Here is a 17269-nt window from a genome sequence, read left to right as displayed (position 1 = left end):
TCCGCTTTTTCTTGCATCGCAGTATCGCATCCGGCATTGTCGCATCGAATGGATGCGGCAATACTCAGGTAGTTTAGGGAAGTGGAATGAGCGACAGTCCAGAGCGAATATCGCTGGCCGGCCGCCTCAGGAATAACTTCCTAACCGGGCTGATCATCTGCGCGCCCCTGGCCATCACCATATGGCTGACCTTCACCTTCATCGACTGGGCCGACAGCTGGGTCACGCCCTACATCCCGCAGCGCTACGATCCGCAATATTATTTCAACATCACCATTCCCGGCACGGGACTGGTGATTGCTGTCGTGTTCATCACCATCGTCGGCTTTCTCGGCAAGAACCTGATCGGCCGGTCGATCGTCAATTTCGGCGAGTCCATCCTGCACCGGATGCCATTGGTCCGGACGATCTACAGAAGCGTCAAGCAGATCCTCGAGACGGTCCTGAAGGAGCAGTCCACCTCCTTCAAGAAGTGCGGGCTGATCGAGTTCCCAAGCCCCGGCATGTGGGCGCTGGTCTTCATTTCCGGCGATGCTCAGGGCGAGATCGCGGCGAGGCTCAATGCGGAAGGGGAGGAAATGGTCGCCGTCTTCATGCCGCCGACGCCCGTTCCGACGGCCGGATTCCTGATGTTCGTGCCGAGAAGCAAGATCGTCATGCTCGACATGACGCCGGAGGAGGGGGCAAAGCTCCTGATCTCGGGCGGCCTCATCGCTCCGGAATACAAGCCGGCTGCGGGTGCCCCGACCGCGGTCCTGCCTCCGCCCGTCGTTCCGGGCTGATCACCCCGCCCGGAGAAACCGGATCGCCTCGTCGCGGCGGTGGAGGTAAAGGAGTACGCGCATGTTCCGGCCGCGCTCGCCGGTGAGTTCCGGATCGCGTTCGAGCAGATAGGCGGCGTCCTTGCGGGCAATTTCCAACAGGTCGGCATGTGCTTCGAGGCTGGCGATCCGGAAGCCCGGCGTGCCGGACTGGCGGGTGCCGAGCAATTCCCCTTCGCCGCGCAGTTTCAGATCCTCCTCGGCGATCAGGAAGCCGTCCTCGCTGTCGCGCAGGATCGAGAGCCGCGCCCTTCCGGTTTCGCTCAAGGGTCCCTTGTAGAGCAGAATGCAGGTGGAAGCCTCGTCGCCGCGTCCGACACGGCCCCGCAGCTGGTGCAGCTGGGCGAGCCCGAAGCGTTCCGCATGTTCGATCACCATGATCGTCGCATCCGGCACGTCGACGCCCACTTCCACGACGGTGGTCGCGACCAGCAACCGCAGCTCGCCTTTCTTGAAGGCGGTCATGACGGCATCCTTGTCCGGCCCGCTCATCCGGCCGTGTATGAGCCCCACATTGTCGCGGCCGAGTTCCCTGGCGAGCACCGCATGGCGCTCCTCTGCCGACATGAGATCGGAGACATCCGATTCCTCGACCAGCGGGCAGATCCAATAGGCTTTTTTTCCTTCATCGATCGCGCTCCGGAGCCGGGAAACGATTTCGCCGATCCTTTCGGTGGGGATCGTCACGGTCTGGATCGGCTTGCGGCCCGCGGGTTTTTCCGTGAGCTTGGAGACGTCCATGTCGCCGAAGGCCGCAAGAACCAGAGTGCGCGGGATCGGCGTCGCGGTCATGACGAGCATATGCGGCGAAATGCCCTTGGCGGTGAGCCGCAGGCGTTGATGCACGCCGAAGCGATGCTGTTCGTCCACGACGGCGAGCATGAGATTGTGATAGTTGATCGTATCCTGGAACAGCGCATGGGTGCCGATGACGATCTGCGCCTCGCCGGAAGCGATCCGCTCGACGATCTGGTCGCGTTCGCGCCCCTTGGTACGGCCTGTCAGCACTTCCACCGTGACGCCGGCGGAAGCCGCGAGCTTCGAAATCGTCAAAAAATGCTGGCGGGCGAGGATTTCCGTCGGCGCCATCAGCACGGCCTGGCCGCCGGCTTCCACCGCAGCCGCCATCGCGAGCAGTGCGACGAGCGTCTTACCGGCCCCGACATCGCCTTGCAGCAGCCGCAGCATGCGTTCGTCGCCGGCCATGTCCTTCAGGATGTCGTCCACTGCGGCTCGTTGGCTAGGCGTCAGCGAGAAGGGCAGTCCCGCAATGATCTTTGCCGCGATATCGCCCTTCACCCGGATTGGCTGGCCGGGTACCTTGCGAAGACGCTGCCTGACCAGCGACAGCGATACCTGGCCGGCCAGGAACTCGTCATAGGCGAGCCGGCGGCGTGCCGGAGATTGCGGATCGATATCCGTCTCGTCGCGCGGATCGTGCAGCCGTTGGAAAGCTTCCGTTACGGAAGGAAAGTCTTGACGTAACGTCAGATTGGCATCCGCCCATTCCGGCAGATCTGGCAATCGCGCGACGGCGCCGTCGATCGCCTTTCGCAACACCTTGGATGAAAGACCTGCCGTCAGCGCATAGACGGGCTCGATCAGCGGCAGGTTTTCCGCTTCCGAGGACTTCACGATGAAATCCGGATGCACCATGGAGGGGCGGCCGTTGAACCAGTCGACCTTGCCGCTCACCATCACCATCTCGTCGATCGGCAGGGATTTCTCTAGCCAATTGCCCTTGGCGTGGAAGAAGGTGAGCGCCAGCTCGCCGGTATCGTCGTGCAGGAAGACGCGATAGGGCATGTTGGACTTGCCGCGCGGCGGCGGCTGGTGCCGGTCGACGCGGCCCTCGATCGTGACGATCGCGCCCTGCGGTGCCAGCGCGATGCCGGGACGATTGCGCCGGTCGATCAACGAATAGGGGGCGTGGAAGAGCAGGTCGACGACGCGGCAGTCGTCCGGATCTTCGCGCCCGGTGACGCGGGCGATCAGCTCGGCAAGCTTCGGCCCGACGCCGGCAAGCGAGGCGACGGGCGAAAACAGCGGATCGAGGATGGCGGGACGCATGAGGCGCAAATTGCGTCAAGTTTTGCCCACTTGGCAAGGTGACGGGGACGGAAAAGCGTCTTATATGAACCGCAAACAAGGACATCGACATGACAGGACTAGCGCGCACGAGCGCGGATCTCGACCCGCGCCGCAGGCGCATTCTCTATCGCTGCTGGCATCGCGGCATCCGCGAGATGGACCTCGTATTCGGCAGCTTTGCCGAAGCGGAGATCGGCCGCCTTTCGGATGCGGAACTCGACGAGTTCGAAGCGATCATGGGCGAGGACGATCACGATCTGCATGCCTGGATCACTGGAGCTAAGCCGCTGCCGGAACACCTTCGGACGCCGCTTTTCGTGCGCGTCGCCGCCTATACGCCGGATTTCGACCCGGTGACCAAGGCCTCCCTCGAAGCGAGGCTTGGAAATACCCGATGAATTCTGGCCAGATGATCCCCGGATTCGATGCGAAGAGGATAGCGGCTGCGCCAAGCCCGCTGACGATCGGCAACGTGCCGCCCGGCATGGAGCCGCTGCTGCTGGCGGAGCTGGCGCGCGCCGGCCAGCCGGTCGCCTATGTCATGTCCGACGGCCAGCGCATGCCCGATCTCGAGCAGATGCTCTCCTTCGTCGCGCCGGAGATCCCGGTCCTGACGCTTCCGGCCTGGGACTGCCTGCCCTATGACCGCGTCTCGCCGAGTGCGGATGTCTCCGCAAGGAGACTGGCGGCGCTGTCCGGGCTGATCTCGCATGCCAGGAAGCCGCATGCGGCGATCGTGCTCGTCACGGTCAATGCCATGCTGCAGAAGATCGCTCCGGCCGACATTATCGAGAGCCTTGCCTTCTCGGCCAGGCCCGGCAACCAGGTGCGCATGGACGACATCGCCGCGCGGCTGGAAAGGAACGGCTTCGAACGGGTGGCGACCGTGCGCGAGGTGGGCGAATTCGCCGTACGCGGCGGCATTCTCGATGTCTTCGTGCCGGGCACGGAGGAGCCGGTGCGGCTGGACTTCTTCGGAGACACGCTGGAATCGATCCGCTCCTTCGACCCGGCCAGCCAGAGGACGACCGGACAGGCGCGCTCCCTCGATCTCAACCCGATGAGCGAGGTGACGCTGACGCCCGACACGATCAGCCGTTTCCGCAAGAACTACCTGTCGCTTTTCGGCGCCGCGACCCGCGACGACACGCTTTATCAGGCCGTCTCCGAAGGCCGCCGGTATGCGGGAATGGAGCATTGGCTGCCGCTTTTCTACGACAGGCTGGAAACCGCCTTCGACTATCTCGAAGGCTTCCGGATCGTCACCGACCATACCGCCCGCGAGGCGGCGAACGAGCGCTCCAAGCTGGTCCTTGATTATTACGAGGCGCGGCGGGATTCGGGCAGCCAGGGAAAAGGTGCCGCGGCACAGGCCGCACCCTACAAGCCGATCTCGCCGGGTCAGCTTTATCTCGACGGCAAGGCCTTCGCCTCGACGCTCGATGCCGTCAACGCGCTCCGCCTGACGCCTTTCAACGAGATGGATGCCGAAGGTCGCCGGGTGGTGACCTTGGAGGCGCATGCCGGCCCGCGCTGGGCCAAAACCCAGGCCGAGGAGAAGGATCGTGACGAGCGCGTCAACGTCTTCGATCTCGTCGTCAAGCACATTGCCGACAAACGCGCGGAAGGCACCAAGGTCCTCGTCACCGGCTGGTCGTCCGGCTCGCTCGATCGGCTGCTGCAGGTGCTCGACGAGCGCGGCCTGAAACGCATCAGGCCGATCGAGAAACTGGCCGATCTGGAGATGCTGGAAAAAGGCGAGGCGGCTTCGGCGGTTCTGAGCCTCGAAGCCGGCTTCGAAACCGGCAATGTCGCCGTCATCGGCGAGCAGGATATTTTGGGCGACCGCATGGTACGCCGCGGCAAGCGCCGCAAGCGCGGCGCGGATTTCCTGACCGAGGTCGCCGGCCTCGACGAAGGTTCACTCGTCGTCCATGCCGAACACGGCATCGGCCGTTTCGTCGGCCTCGTGACCATCGAGGCGGCCGGCGCGCCGCGCGCCTGTCTTGAGCTGCACTATGCCGACCAGGCAAAACTCTTCCTGCCGGTCGAAAACATCGATCTTCTGTCCCGCTACGGCTCGGACGCGGCGGAAGCCCAGCTCGACAGGCTCGGCGGCGGCGCCTGGCAGGCCCGCAAGGCCAAGCTCAAGAAGCGGCTTCTCGACATGGCGGACGACCTGATCCGCATCGCCGCGACCCGCATGACGCGCCGCGCGCCGATGCTGACGACGCCGGAAGGGCTCTATGACGAATTCGCGGCCCGTTTCCCCTATGACGAGACCGAGGATCAGGCGAACGCCATCGACGCGGTGCGCGATGATCTCGGCGCCGGCCGGCCGATGGACCGGCTCGTCTGCGGCGACGTCGGTTTCGGCAAGACGGAAGTGGCGTTGCGCGCCGCCTTCTTCGCGGCGATGAACGGCGCCCAGGTCGCGGTCGTCGTGCCCACCACGCTGCTCGCCCGCCAGCACTACAAGACCTTCAAGGAACGTTTCCGCGGCCTGCCGATCACGATTGCCCAGGCCTCCCGCCTGGTTTCCGCCAAGGAGCTTGCCCAGACCAAGAAGGACCTCGCCGAAGGCAAGGTCGATATCGTCGTCGGTACCCATGCGCTGCTCGGCGCCGGTATCAAGTTCGCGAACCTGAGCCTGCTCATCATCGACGAGGAGCAGCATTTCGGCGTCAAGCACAAGGAACGGCTGAAGGAACTGAAGAGCGACGTTCACGTCCTGACGCTGTCGGCGACCCCGATCCCGCGCACGCTGCAGCTCGCCATGACGGGTGTTCGGGAATTGTCGCTGATCACCACGCCCCCTGTCGACCGCATGGCGGTCCGCACCTTCATCTCGCCCTTCGATCCGCTCGTCATCCGTGAGACGCTGATGCGTGAGCACTATCGCGGCGGCCAGAGTTTCTATGTCTGCCCGCGCGTCGCCGATCTGCCGGAAATCCAGGCCTTCCTGCAATCCGACGTGCCGGAGCTGAAGGTCGCGGTCGCGCACGGCCAGATGCCGGCAGGCGAACTCGAAGACATCATGAACGCCTTCTACGACGGCAAGTATGACGTGCTTCTGTCGACCACGATCGTCGAATCCGGCCTCGACGTGCCGACCGCCAACACCCTGATCGTCCACCGCGCCGACATGTTCGGCCTCGCACAGCTCTATCAGCTCCGCGGCCGCGTCGGCCGTTCCAAGGTGCGCGCCTTCGCGCTCTTCACGCTGCCGGTCAACAAGCCGCTGACGGCGACGGCCGAACGCCGGCTCAAGGTGCTGCAGTCGCTCGACACGCTCGGTGCCGGTTTCCAGCTCGCAAGCCACGACCTCGACATCCGCGGTGCCGGCAACCTGCTGGGCGAGGAACAGTCCGGCCATATCAAGGAGGTGGGCTTCGAGCTCTACCAGCAGATGCTGGAGGAAGCAGTCGCGGAGGTGAAGGGTGACGACGAGATCACCGATACCGGCTGGTCGCCGCAGATCTCCGTCGGCATCACCGTGATGATCCCGGAAACCTACGTGCCCGACCTGCATCTGCGCATGGGCCTCTATCGCCGCCTCGGCGAGCTCTCCGAGCTTCCGGAAATCGACGGCTTCGGTGCGGAAATGGTCGACCGGTTCGGCCCCATGCCGCCGGAGGTTCAAAACCTGCTGAAGGTCGTCTACATCAAGTCGCTCTGCCGCAAGGCGAATGTCGAGAAGCTCGATGCAGGCCCGAAGGGGATCGTCGTTTCCTTCCGTGACAAGCAGTTCCCGAACCCGGCGGCGCTTGTCGGCTACATCGCCAAGCAGGGAACGCTTGCGAAGATCCGGCCGGACCAGAGCGTGTTTTTGACCCGCGACCTGCCGTCGCCTGAAAAGCGGCTTACCGCCGCCGCCCAGGTGATGACGCAGTTCGCGGAACTGGCGAAGACGTGATCACGCCTTTGGCTGATCGGATGCTTCGGGCGCAATCACGGCGGACGCCTGTGCGTCCGGCGCGACCGCGACGGGCAGCGGGACATTGCGGACCCGCTCCCGCTGAAGCGTCAGCAGGCCGGAGCCGCATATCAGCAGGATGCCAAGGAGCATCGGAAGATCGACATGGTCGCCGAAGACCAGATAGCCGAACAGCACGGCCCAGATCATCTGGCTGTATTGCGTCGGGCCGATCATCGCGGCCGGCGCATAGTTTGCAGCCTTCATCAGGAGAATGGCGGCAAGCGCCGCCAGCAATCCGAAGCCTGCAAGATACAGCCACTGTTCCGAAGTGGGGATGCGGAAATCCGCAACCATCAGCACGCCGCAGATGACGAGAACGCCGAGAACGCCGGCGCTGTACATCGAGATGTTCTTTTCGGTCGGGCCGATGGCGCGATAGCAGATGATCGAGATGGCGCCGCTCAGACCGCCGAACACGGCGCCCAAATGGCCGATCGACAGTTCGCGAAAGCCGGGCCTCAGGACGATCAGCGTACCGATGAAGCCGATGACCACCGCGCTCCAGCGCTTGATGCCGACCTGTTCCTTCAGGAAGACGACCGACATGATCGTTACGAAACAGGGCAGCAGGAAGATCAGGACGAAGGCTTCCGCCATCGACAGATGGGTGAAGGCGACGACGCTGCCGATCGTGCCAGCGGCCTGGGCGACGAAACGAAGCAGCCATAGCGCGCGGTTCGAGGTGCGGAACGCATCCGTGACACGGTCGCCCGGCTTCATCAGGAACGGAAATCCCGCAAGGCCGAAGACGGCGCCGATGAAAGACGATTGATAGGGGCTGAGCACGCCATGGATCATCTTCACGCTGGCATCGCTGAAGGCATAGGCGGCAAAGGCCGCGAAGGCGAGCATCACGCCCTTGAAAGCCTGATCAACCCCTTTCGGTTCGGCCATGATCAGATCATGCCCTTGCGGGCCTCGGCCTTCAGCTTGGCGATTTCGCGCAGCGCGTTCGCAAAGACGTCCGGCGTCTGCGCGCCGCTCACCGCATATTGTCCGTCGATGATGAAGAAGGGCACGCCGGTGACGCCCATCTTCTGCGCGGCGTCGATCTCGGAAAGCACCGTGTCCTTGTCGGCGTCGGTCTTCAGAAGGTTCTCGACGACCTTGCGGTCCATTCCTGCGTTTTCGGCGATATCGGCGAGGACCGTATGGTCGCCGACATTGCGGCCTTCCTCGAAATTCGCTTTGAAGAGCGCAGTCGCGACCTTGTCCTGGACCTCGCGGCCTTCCATCATCGCCCAGTGCAGCAGGCGGTGCGCGTCGAGCGTATTGGGACCGATCTTGATCGCCTCGAAATTGTAGCGGATGCCGACCTCTTCCCCGAGCTTTCTCAGTGTCGCATGGGCGCGTTCGACCGCATCCTTGCCGCCGAGCTTGGCGGCAAGGTCGGCCTGATGATCGACGCCCTCCGGCGGATGGTCGGGATTGAGCCGGTACGGCCGCCAGTTGATGTCGACGCCAACCTCATCCTGCACGTCGGCAACGGCGAGTTCGAGACGCGCCTTGCCGAGATAGCACCAGGGGCAGACGATATCCGAGACTATGTCGATGGTTACGCGCTCCATGGCGGCGTCCTTTCTTCGGTGAACCCGAAAGAGAGAGGAGTTATTGCGCGCGTTTATCCCACCAGGTGTTGAGCTGGTAGCCGTAAAGCGGCAGTGTCTCGGGATAGCCGATATAGCTGCGCCGCGCCACCCATTGTTCCGGGATGTGGTAGAGCGGTACCATGTAATGGCCGGAAATCAGCATCCGGTCATAGGCTCGCACCGCCGCCTCGAAATCCTCCTCGCCGCGCGCCGCCAGCATCGCGTCTATCAGCCTGTCGAGGTCGGGATCCGCCGTACCGGCGAAATTGAAGCTGCCCTGTGCATCGCGCGCGGCGGATCCCCAGCGCCCCAGCTGTTCGATGCCCGGCGAAAGCGACGCCGGATAGGATTTCATGATCATGTCGTAGTCGAACTTGAAGGATCGCGCCTGGTACTGCGCATCGTCGACGGTGCGGATCGACATGTCGACGCCGATCATCCTGAGCGTTCGCTGATAGGCGATCGCCAGCTTCTCCTGGTCTATGGTCTGGGTCATGACCTCGAAGGCGAGCGGCCTGCCCGCCGCGTCCGACATCCTGCCGTTCTTGATCGTATAACCGCCTTTCCGCAGAAGATCGACCGCCTGGCGCAGGACCTTGCGGTCGGCACCGGAGCCGTCGGTCTTCGGCAAGCGATAGGTTCCGTCGAGTACGGCAGGTTCGATCCGGGCCTTGGCCGGGCCAAGGATCTTCAGTTCCCGATCGTCGGCCGGCTTGCCGAGCGAGGTGAGGGGGGAATTCTGCCAGATGCTCTCGGTACGGGTGTAAGCGCCTTCGAACAGGTTCCTGTTGGCCCATTCGAAATCGAAGGCGAGCGACAGGCCGGCCCGTACGTTCACGTCGGCAAAGACCGGCCGGCGGGTGTTGAAGACGAAGCCGAGCATGCCGGTCGGCAGTTGCGGCTTGAAGGCATCCTTCACCACGTCGCCGTTCCGGACCGCCGGAAAATCATAGGCCCGCGCCCAATGGGTCGGGCTCCCTTCCAGATAGATGTCGATCTCGCCCTTCTTGAAGGCCTCGAACAGCGTGTTTTCCTGCAGGAAATATTCGACCGTGATCTGATCGTAGTTGTCGAAGCCGATTTTGGAGGGAATATCCTTCCCCCAGTAATCCGGGTTGCGCTCGTAGACGATGCGCTCGCCGGGCGAGACGGATTTTATGCGATAGGGGCCGGAACCGATCGGCGGTTTCAAGGTCGACTGGTCGAACGTGGCCGGGTCGATGACGTGCTTGGGCAGGATCGGCGTAGCCGTCGCGAGAATCAGCGGGGTTTCCCGATCCGCTTTCTCGCTGAAGGTGAAGCGGACGCCGTGTTCGCCGACCTTTTCCATCTTCTCGACGGCCGCCAGCCGGTTCGAAAATGGGATGCGGCCCTTGTCGCGCAGAAGTTCGAACGAGAAAATCACGTCGTCGGGAGTCACCGCCTGACCATCCGACCATTTGGCATCGGGATTGAGATTGAACTGAACGAAGGTGCGGTCTTCATCCCATTCCACGCTTTCCGCCAGGAGGCCGTAAAGCGAGAAGGGTTCGTCGGCCGAGCGCACCATCAGCGGTTCATAGATGAGGTTTCCGAAAATCGTGTCCCACACCCCCCGGGCAGTCGTGCCCATGCTTTTCAGGATGAAGGGATTGAGACTGTCGAACGTTCCGACCACGCCATAGGTCACTCTGCCGCCCTTCTTCACGTCCGGGTTCACATAGGGGAAATGCTGGTAGTCCGGGGCAAGCGCGGGACTGCCGTGCATGGCGATCGCGTGCAGCGGCTCGGCGATTGCGGGCGTGCTCATCAGGAGTGCGGCGATGACGGGAACGAAGCGTCGCATGGGGCTCATGGTGGTGGAATCCTCACTGATTCGCCCGCAAAATAGCGCATGCCGGCAGGGCCACCAACCGCAGCAATGCGCAAAAGAGCGACCGCCGGCGTTAACGTCTTGTCAAAAATGCGAAAGGAGGGCTGGATATCGACGCGTGCCCGATGTAACAGGGTGACCGGACGGGCGGGTCATTCAAATGCCTCATTTGACCGACAGGTGACGGGCAGGAATGACACCCCGAGGGATTTGACCGGCGTCGGCCGCACCCAACGGATTTCAGGAGACGGATTTCGTTATGATGTTCAAGGCAACCCAAGTTCTGCGGACGGCGATGTCCGTTCTCGCTCTCTCGATCGGCGCGAGCACGCTGCCGGTTGCAGCCCTTGCACAGGATGCCGCGGCTCCGGCCGCCGGTGCTCCGAGCGCTCCGCTCGGCTGGTTCAAGACCTGCACCAAGCAGGACGACAGCGATCTCTGCGTCGTGCAGAACATCACTGCAGCCCAGAACGGCCAGCTGATCACGGCCGTTGGCCTGATCACCGTCGAAGGCAAGGTCAACCGCAAGATCCTGCAGGTTTCCGTGCCGACCGCGCGCCTCGTGCCGCCCGGCATCGTCATGCAGATCGATGGCGGCAAAGGACAGAAGCTCGATTACGTCGTCTGCCTTCCGGACAAGTGCACGGCGGAAGTGCCGCTGACCGATGCGATGATCGCGAGCCTCAAGAAGGGCAACGAAGTGATCTTCACCTCGATCAACTTCCGTCGCGCGCCGAACCCGATCAAGATTTCGCTCTCGGGCTTCACGGGTGCTTTCGACGGCCCGGCCATGCCGCAGGAGCAGATCGCCCAGAGCCAGCGGAGCCTGGAAGAAGGCATGCAGCGCAAGGCGGAAGAGACGCGCAAGAAGCTGGAAGACGCCCAGAACGCCGCCAAGCAGGGTCAGTGATTCGGGGCTTGAACCCAAAACCGAAGCCCGGCCTCGTGCCGGGCTTTTTGATTCCGGATACAAAAAAGCGCCGGCTGGAATGCCGGCGCTTCTGAAGCTTCCGATGGATCGTATTAGTGGGCCAGGATGATCTTGGGCTTCAGCTGGCCGGACGGACCGCGATCGAAGATCTGATAGACCTGCGGGTTGCGCAGCGGTGCGTCGCTCTCGTCGTGTTCCAGGTTCTGCTCCGAAACATAGGCGACATATTCCGTTTCGTCATTCTCCGCGAGGAGATGGTAGAAGGGCTGGTCCTTGCTCGGCCGGATTTCGGCGGGAATGGCATTCCACCATTCTTCGGTATTGGCGTATTCCGGATCCACATCGAACACGACGCCCCGAAACGGAAAGACTTTGTGGCGGACCACCTCTCCGATGGTAAATTTAGCGTTGCGTTGTTTCATGGTGCGATGTCCTTTCGCATCCTAATGTGGGAACAAAATTCTCCGACATCAAGAGAGTAATGCGGGCGGACGCCCATCGTTCCACCGGATAGACTTAAGGATTTCTGAGCTTTCGCGGTCTTGCGGTGGCAAGTATCACGCCGCCGAGAACGAGGACGATGCCGAGCGCATGGTAATACTCGAATTTTTCGCCGAGAAAGATGACCGCCATGACGATCGAGACCGGCGGCATCATATAGAGCGTGATACCGGCCGTCGCGGGTCCGAAGATGCGCACCGTGTGCTGGAAGCAGAAGAAGGCGGCAAGCGATGCGAAAAGAATGATGCCGGCGATCTTCGACCAGGCCGATGCCGTTTTCGGCAGCAGCCCGCCGTGAAGGAATTCCCATAGGGCCGGCGGCAGCAGGAGCAGAGAGCCGGAAAAGGCGATGAGGCCGAAGAGCGAGAACGGCCGGATCGTCTGCGCGGCGGGCCGGCGCAAGAGGACCGAGTAGATCGCAAAGGCGATCGCCGCCACCAGGATCCCGAGATCGCCGAGATTGAACTCCATATGGGTGAGGGCCGCGAAATCGCCGCGCAGGACGATCGCGGTAACGCCGGCGAAGGCGACCGCCATGCCCGAAAGCTCGCGGCTGCCGATCCTGCGCCCGGAAAACAGCCATTCGAACAGGATGATGAACAGCGACGACGTCGTGTAGATCAGCGTCGCATTGGAGGCCGTGGTCAATGTCAGCGCCCAATAGACGAAGCCGCTGCAGATGCTGATGCTTAAGAACCCGAGCCACAGCCAGAGCCAGGTATGTCTCTGCACGAAATTCCAGGCGGCCGGCCAATCGAGATAAAGCACCGGCACCATGATCAGCGCCGATCCGGCCCAGCGGATGAAGGCGGTGATGAAGGGGCCGATTTCTCCGATCACCCCGCGTCCGAAAATGAGGTTGCTCGAAAAGAAGACGGGGACAAGCGCGAAGATCAGCCAGTCGAGGGCGCGCGGCTGCGGCGTGTTCGGCGAGGGCATGGGGCACCGGAGGGACGTGGAAGAGGCAGGGCCCCAAAATGGCGAACGGCGGGCTTTCGAACCCGCCGTTCCAGAGAAGGAGGCGCGGCGACCGCGCCTGATCGGATCAGGCCGAATAATACATGTCGAATTCGACCGGATGCGGGGTCATTTCGAAGCGCATGACCTCCGTCATCTTGAGCTCGATATAGGCATCGATCTGATCGTCGTCGAAGACGCCGCCGGCCGTCAGGAACTTGCGGTCGCGATCGAGATTTTCGAGCGCCTCGCGCAGCGAGCCGGAAACGGTCGGGATCTTCTTCAACTCCTTCGGCGGCAGGTCGTAGAGATCCTTGTCCATGGCCTTGCCGGGATGGATCTTGTTCTTGATGCCGTCGAGGCCGGCCATCAGCATGGCGGCGAAGCCGAGATAGGGGTTTGCCAGCGGGTCGGGGAAGCGGACTTCCACGCGCTTCGACTTCGGGCCGGAGCCGAATGGAATGCGGCACGACGCCGAACGGTTACGGGCCGAATATGCCAGGAGAACCGGCGCTTCGTAACCCGGAACGAGGCGCTTGTAGGAGTTCGTCGTCGGGTTGGTGAAGGCGTTGATCGCCTTGGCATGCTTGATGATGCCGCCGATGTAATAGAGGCAGCTCTCGGAAAGGCCCGCATATTCGTCGCCGGCGAAGGTCGGCTTGCCGTCCTTCCAGATCGACTGGTGCACATGCATGCCCGAGCCGTTGTCGCCGAAGATCGGCTTCGGCATGAAGGTCGCGGTCTTGCCGTAGGCATTGGCGACCTGGTGAACGACATACTTGTAGATCTGGATCTTGTCGGCGTTGCGCACCAGCGTGTCGAACTTGACGCCGAGCTCGTGCTGGGCTGCCGCCACTTCGTGATGGTGCTTTTCCACGACCACGCCCATTTCGGAGAGCACGGTCAGCATTTCGGAGCGCATGTCCTGCAGGCTGTCCACCGGAGGAACCGGGAAATAGCCGCCCTTGACGCGCGGACGGTGACCGAGATTGCCGGTCTCGTAATCGGTGTCGTCGTTGGAGGGCAGTTCGGAAGAGTCGAGCTTGAAACCGGTATTGTACGGGTCGGCCTTGTACTTGACGTCGTCGAAGACGAAGAACTCCGGCTCGGGGCCGACAAAGACGGTGTCGCCGATGCCGGAAGCCTTCAGATAGGCTTCGGCTTTCTTGGCGGTGCCGCGTGGATCGCGGTTGTAGGCTTCGCCCGAAATCGGATCGAGGATGTCGCAGAAGATGACCATTGTCGACTGGGCGAAGAACGGGTCCATGTGAACCGTCGCCGGATCCGGCATCAGCACCATGTCCGACTCGTTGATGGCCTTCCAGCCGGCAATCGAGGAACCGTCGAACATGACGCCGTCGGCGAACATGTCCTCGTCGACGGCTGAAATGTCCATGGTGACGTGCTGCAGCTTGCCGCGCGGGTCGGTGAAGCGCAGGTCCACGAACTTGACGTCGTTTTCCTTGATTTGTTTCATGATTTCGCTTGCGCTCGTCATATGACCTTCCTCGATGTAAGATGACGATTGTGAGGCCCGGGCCGGCGGCCTGAGGCGGATTAGATGGCGTCTATGCCGGTTTCACCGGTGCGGATGCGGATGACTTCCTCCACGTTGGAGACGAATATCTTGCCGTCTCCGATCCGTCCAGTCTGCGCGGCATTCCGGATAGCCTCGATGACCGCATCGGCATTCTCGTCCGCCAGGACGACCTCGACCTTCACCTTCGGCAGAAAGTCGACGACATATTCCGCGCCGCGATAGAGCTCCGTGTGGCCCTTCTGGCGGCCAAAACCCTTGGCCTCGGTCACGGTGATCCCCTGCAAGCCGACTTCCTGAAGGGCTTCCTTCACCTCGTCGAGCTTGAAAGGCTTGATGATCGCTTCGATCTTTTTCATGAGAAACTATCTCTCCGCTTCTCCCTTGAAGCAGGCCTCTACCCGCTCGGCCATGCCAATGCAGATATCGTGCCAAACTCCGGCGCCACATTCAAAAAGATAATGCGATTTTGCACCAATTCCCCGCATAAGCGAGGGGCTCGTGGCAAAAATGTTTCCGCTTTGCCCGGATATTGTGCGCCGAAGTCCAAAAATCGGATTTTCTTGTCGATTTTCCGAAAGTTGAGCCGGCGTAAATCCGAATAGCGTAGTGGTATAAATTTAATCATTTGCTTAAATTTTAATCTGATTGTGTACCGGAAGGACGCTTGTTTTCCGATCATTCTTTCCGTTCAATAGCGGGATGAACCTTTCGCTCGACCATATCCTTTTGACGCCCGAAGAAATGGCCGCAGCGGACGTCGCGTCGGCCCGGTCCGGCATCCCGTCCTTCGACCTGATGGAGCGGGCAGGGCAGGCGGTCGCAGCCGCCGCGCTCAAGCATTTTCCCGGTGCGCTCCGCTTCGTCGTGCTTTGCGGCCCGGGCAACAATGGCGGCGATGGCTACGTCGCAGCACGGGCGCTTGCCGAAGCCGGTGCATCCGTCGCCATCTTTCATATAGGTGATCCGGGAAAGCTGAAGGGCGATGCCGAACAGGCGCGCGGCCTCTGCCGCCTGCCATCCGCGCCGCTGGAGAACTACCGGCCGCAAACCGGCGATGTGATCGTCGATGCCCTCTTCGGCGCTGGTCTGACGCGCGCCGTGCCCGATATCGTCTCGGGTGTGATTCGTGCGGCCCATGATCTGGATATCCCCGTCCTTGCGGTCGATCTTCCTTCCGGCCTCTGCGGCCGGCGGGGCGTGCCGCTCGGCGCGGCCTTCCGGGCGAAGCGCACGATCACGTTCATGACCCGCAAGCCCGGTCATCTTCTGCTGCCGGGCCGGGCGCTGTGCGGCTATGTCGAAGTTTTCGATATCGGCATTCCGGCCCGCATCGTCCATTCCGTCGCCGGCAAGATAAGAGAGAATGCGCCGGCGCTGTGGCAGGGCCTCCTGCCGGAGCCGGCAGGGGATACTCACAAGTACCGGCGCGGACATCTGGCAGTCTTTTGCGGGCCGGCAGGCAGGACGGGAGCCGCACGGCTTTCGGCAATGGCGGGTTTGAAGGCCGGGGCGGGGCTCGTGACCGTCGTTTCCCCCGGCGATGCCATGCCCGTCAACGCCTCTTCGCTCACTGCGGTCATGCTGCATCAGGTCGATACGGCCGGAGATCTCGAAAGCTGGCTGGGGACCGCGAAACTTGCCGCCTTCGTGCTCGGGCCGGGCTTCGGCATTGGGGAAAAGGCCCGGAAGTTCGTGCTGGCGCTGAAGGACCGGCCGCTGGCGCTCGACGCCGACGGCATCACATCTTTCAAGGACAATCCGCAGCAACTGTTCGATGCTTTCGCAGGCGGCGAAACTCGTCTGGTGCTGACGCCGCATGAGGGCGAATTCTCCCGGCTCTTTTCCGATCTCGCCGCGGACGAAAACCTGAGCAAGGTGGAGAAGGCGGCAAAAGCCGCAGAACGCGCCCACGCCGCGATCGTCTACAAGGGCGCCGACACGGTGATCGCGAGCCCCGACGGCCGCACCCGCATCAATGCCAACGGCCCGCCCCGGCTTGCGACGGCCGGCTCCGGAGACGTGCTCTCCGGCATGATCGGCGCGCTGCTCGCCCAAGGCATGCCGGCTTTCGAGGCGGCCGCGGCGGGCGTCTATCTGCATGGCGAGGCGGCCAGGCGGGCGGGCAGGGGAATGACGGCCGAAGATCTTGCCGCCCATGCGGGCGTCGGGGTCGACGCCTAGTCCTTGCCTTCCAGCAGTTCGCGCATCGCGATCGCGCCGTAAGGCGCATTCACCTTCCCTTCATGGATGAAGAAGGCAAAGACATCGCGCGGCTTCTTCTCGACCTTGCGGGCTGCATCGATCAGCGGCAGGTCGTCCGGCACGTCACCCTCGGCCCAGGTTTCGAGCCGCTTCGCCCAGGCCTTCATATCTTTTTCCGGATAGCAGGTCTTGATGTCGTCCGACCCCTTCTGCAGACGGGCATAGACGAAATCCGCCGTCACGTCGGCGACCATCGGATACTCGAAATGATCGGCACAGACCGGTGCGATACTGTATTTGGAAAGCAGCGCGACAAATTCCGGCACCTTGAAACTGTCGTGACGCACTTCCACCACATGGGTCAGCTTCAGCCCGTCCAGCCTGTTCGGCAGCAGTTTCAGAAAGGCTTCAAAATCGTCCGGCTCGAATTTCTTGGTCGGCGCGAACTGCCAGAGCAGCGGACCGAGATGGTCGCCAAGCTCCGTCAGGCCCTGGCCTAGGAACTTCTCGATCGATTCCCCCGCCTCCGCCAGAACCTTGCGGTTGGTGGTGAAACGGCTCGCCTTCAGCGAAAATATGAAGCCTTCCGGCACGTCGGCCGCCCATTTCGCGAAGGTTTCGGGCTTCTGCGAACCGTAATAGGTGCCGTTGACCTCGATGACCTTGAGCTTGCTCGCGGCATATTCGAGCTGCTTCTTCTTCGGCAGTTTTTCCGGATAGAACGTGCCTTCCCACGGCTCGAAGGTCCAGCCGCCGATGCCCGTCCGAATAGTGCCGGCTTTGGTCATAAACTCCTCCCGATGCGG

General features: G+C 62.4%; 14 protein-coding genes. 5 read left to right on the top strand and 9 right to left on the bottom strand.

Annotated features, from left to right (window positions below; all coding sequences use genetic code 11):
* The first annotated feature begins 86 nt into the window (after positions 1-86).
* Complete coding sequence (locus QTA58_RS20870; RefSeq protein ID WP_289670605.1) at positions 87-782, top strand: DUF502 domain-containing protein; 696 nt, start codon at positions 87-89, stop codon at positions 780-782.
* Here QTA58_RS20870 and recG read toward each other — a convergent pair whose 3' ends face one another.
* A complete protein-coding gene (recG, locus tag QTA58_RS20865) occupies positions 783-2891 on the bottom strand; it encodes an ATP-dependent DNA helicase RecG (protein WP_289670603.1) in 2109 nt (702 codons plus the stop codon).
* 89 nt (positions 2892-2980) lie between these two features.
* Between recG and QTA58_RS20860 the strand changes: the two genes are divergently transcribed.
* On the top strand, positions 2981-3310 hold the full coding sequence (locus tag QTA58_RS20860; RefSeq protein WP_289670602.1) for a succinate dehydrogenase assembly factor 2: 330 nt from the start codon (positions 2981-2983) through the stop codon (positions 3308-3310).
* Between the two features lie 11 nt (positions 3311-3321).
* Complete coding sequence (mfd, locus tag QTA58_RS20855) at positions 3322-6828, top strand: transcription-repair coupling factor (RefSeq protein WP_289673249.1); 3507 nt, start codon at positions 3322-3324, stop codon at positions 6826-6828.
* Here mfd and QTA58_RS20850 read toward each other — a convergent pair whose 3' ends face one another.
* From QTA58_RS20850 to QTA58_RS20840, 3 genes are read right to left on the bottom strand one after another with little or no spacing between them, the layout of a single operon-like run.
* On the bottom strand, positions 6829-7785 hold the full coding sequence (locus QTA58_RS20850) for a DMT family transporter (protein WP_289670600.1): 957 nt from the start codon (positions 7783-7785) through the stop codon (positions 6829-6831).
* A 2-nt stretch (positions 7786-7787) separates the two neighbouring features.
* Positions 7788-8459, bottom strand: coding sequence for a DsbA family protein (locus QTA58_RS20845; protein ID WP_289670599.1), 672 nt, complete (start codon positions 8457-8459; stop codon positions 7788-7790).
* A gap of 40 nt (positions 8460-8499) precedes the next feature.
* Positions 8500-10305: an extracellular solute-binding protein gene (locus QTA58_RS20840; RefSeq protein WP_289673248.1), complete on the bottom strand. Its 1806-nt coding sequence runs from the start codon at positions 10303-10305 to the stop codon at positions 8500-8502.
* A gap of 286 nt (positions 10306-10591) precedes the next feature.
* Here QTA58_RS20840 and QTA58_RS20835 point away from each other — a divergent pair, with 286 nt between their 5' ends.
* Positions 10592-11242, top strand: coding sequence for an invasion associated locus B family protein (locus QTA58_RS20835; RefSeq protein WP_085424410.1), 651 nt, complete (start codon positions 10592-10594; stop codon positions 11240-11242).
* 113 nt (positions 11243-11355) lie between these two features.
* On the opposite strand, the gene hspQ is transcribed toward QTA58_RS20835, so the two are convergent.
* The 4 genes from hspQ to QTA58_RS20815 all read right to left on the bottom strand — a co-directional run bounded on the left by hspQ (position 11356) and on the right by QTA58_RS20815 (position 14617).
* Positions 11356-11685, bottom strand: coding sequence for a heat shock protein HspQ (gene hspQ, locus QTA58_RS20830; RefSeq protein ID WP_085424411.1), 330 nt, complete (start codon positions 11683-11685; stop codon positions 11356-11358).
* 94 nt (positions 11686-11779) lie between these two features.
* Positions 11780-12703 carry a DMT family transporter gene (locus tag QTA58_RS20825; RefSeq protein ID WP_289670596.1) on the bottom strand — a complete coding sequence of 308 codons (924 nt, stop codon included), beginning with the start codon at positions 12701-12703 and terminating at the stop codon, positions 11780-11782.
* Between the two features lie 106 nt (positions 12704-12809).
* On the bottom strand, positions 12810-14219 hold the full coding sequence (gene glnA / locus QTA58_RS20820; RefSeq protein ID WP_085424413.1) for a type I glutamate--ammonia ligase: 1410 nt from the start codon (positions 14217-14219) through the stop codon (positions 12810-12812).
* Positions 14220-14278: 59 nt separating this feature from the next.
* Complete coding sequence (locus QTA58_RS20815; protein WP_056326314.1) at positions 14279-14617, bottom strand: P-II family nitrogen regulator; 339 nt, start codon at positions 14615-14617, stop codon at positions 14279-14281.
* A 343-nt stretch (positions 14618-14960) separates the two neighbouring features.
* Between QTA58_RS20815 and QTA58_RS20810 the strand changes: the two genes are divergently transcribed.
* Positions 14961-16442, top strand: a complete 1482-nt coding sequence (locus QTA58_RS20810) for an NAD(P)H-hydrate dehydratase (protein WP_289670594.1) — start codon at positions 14961-14963, stop codon at positions 16440-16442.
* On the opposite strand, the gene QTA58_RS20805 is transcribed toward QTA58_RS20810, so the two are convergent.
* The gene (locus QTA58_RS20805; protein ID WP_289670593.1) at positions 16439-17251 is read right to left on the bottom strand and encodes a DUF72 domain-containing protein; all 813 of its coding nucleotides are present in this window, start codon (positions 17249-17251) and stop codon (positions 16439-16441) included. The genes QTA58_RS20810 and QTA58_RS20805 overlap by 4 nt on opposite strands.
* Between the last annotated feature and the right edge of the window lie 18 nt (positions 17252-17269).

This window comes from Neorhizobium sp. CSC1952 (genome assembly GCF_030378245.1).
Taxonomy (GTDB): Bacteria; Pseudomonadota; Alphaproteobacteria; order Rhizobiales; family Rhizobiaceae; genus Neorhizobium; species Neorhizobium oryzae_A.
The sequence above is the reverse complement of the archived record's forward strand: the minus strand, read 5'-3'. Positions and strand labels throughout refer to the sequence as shown.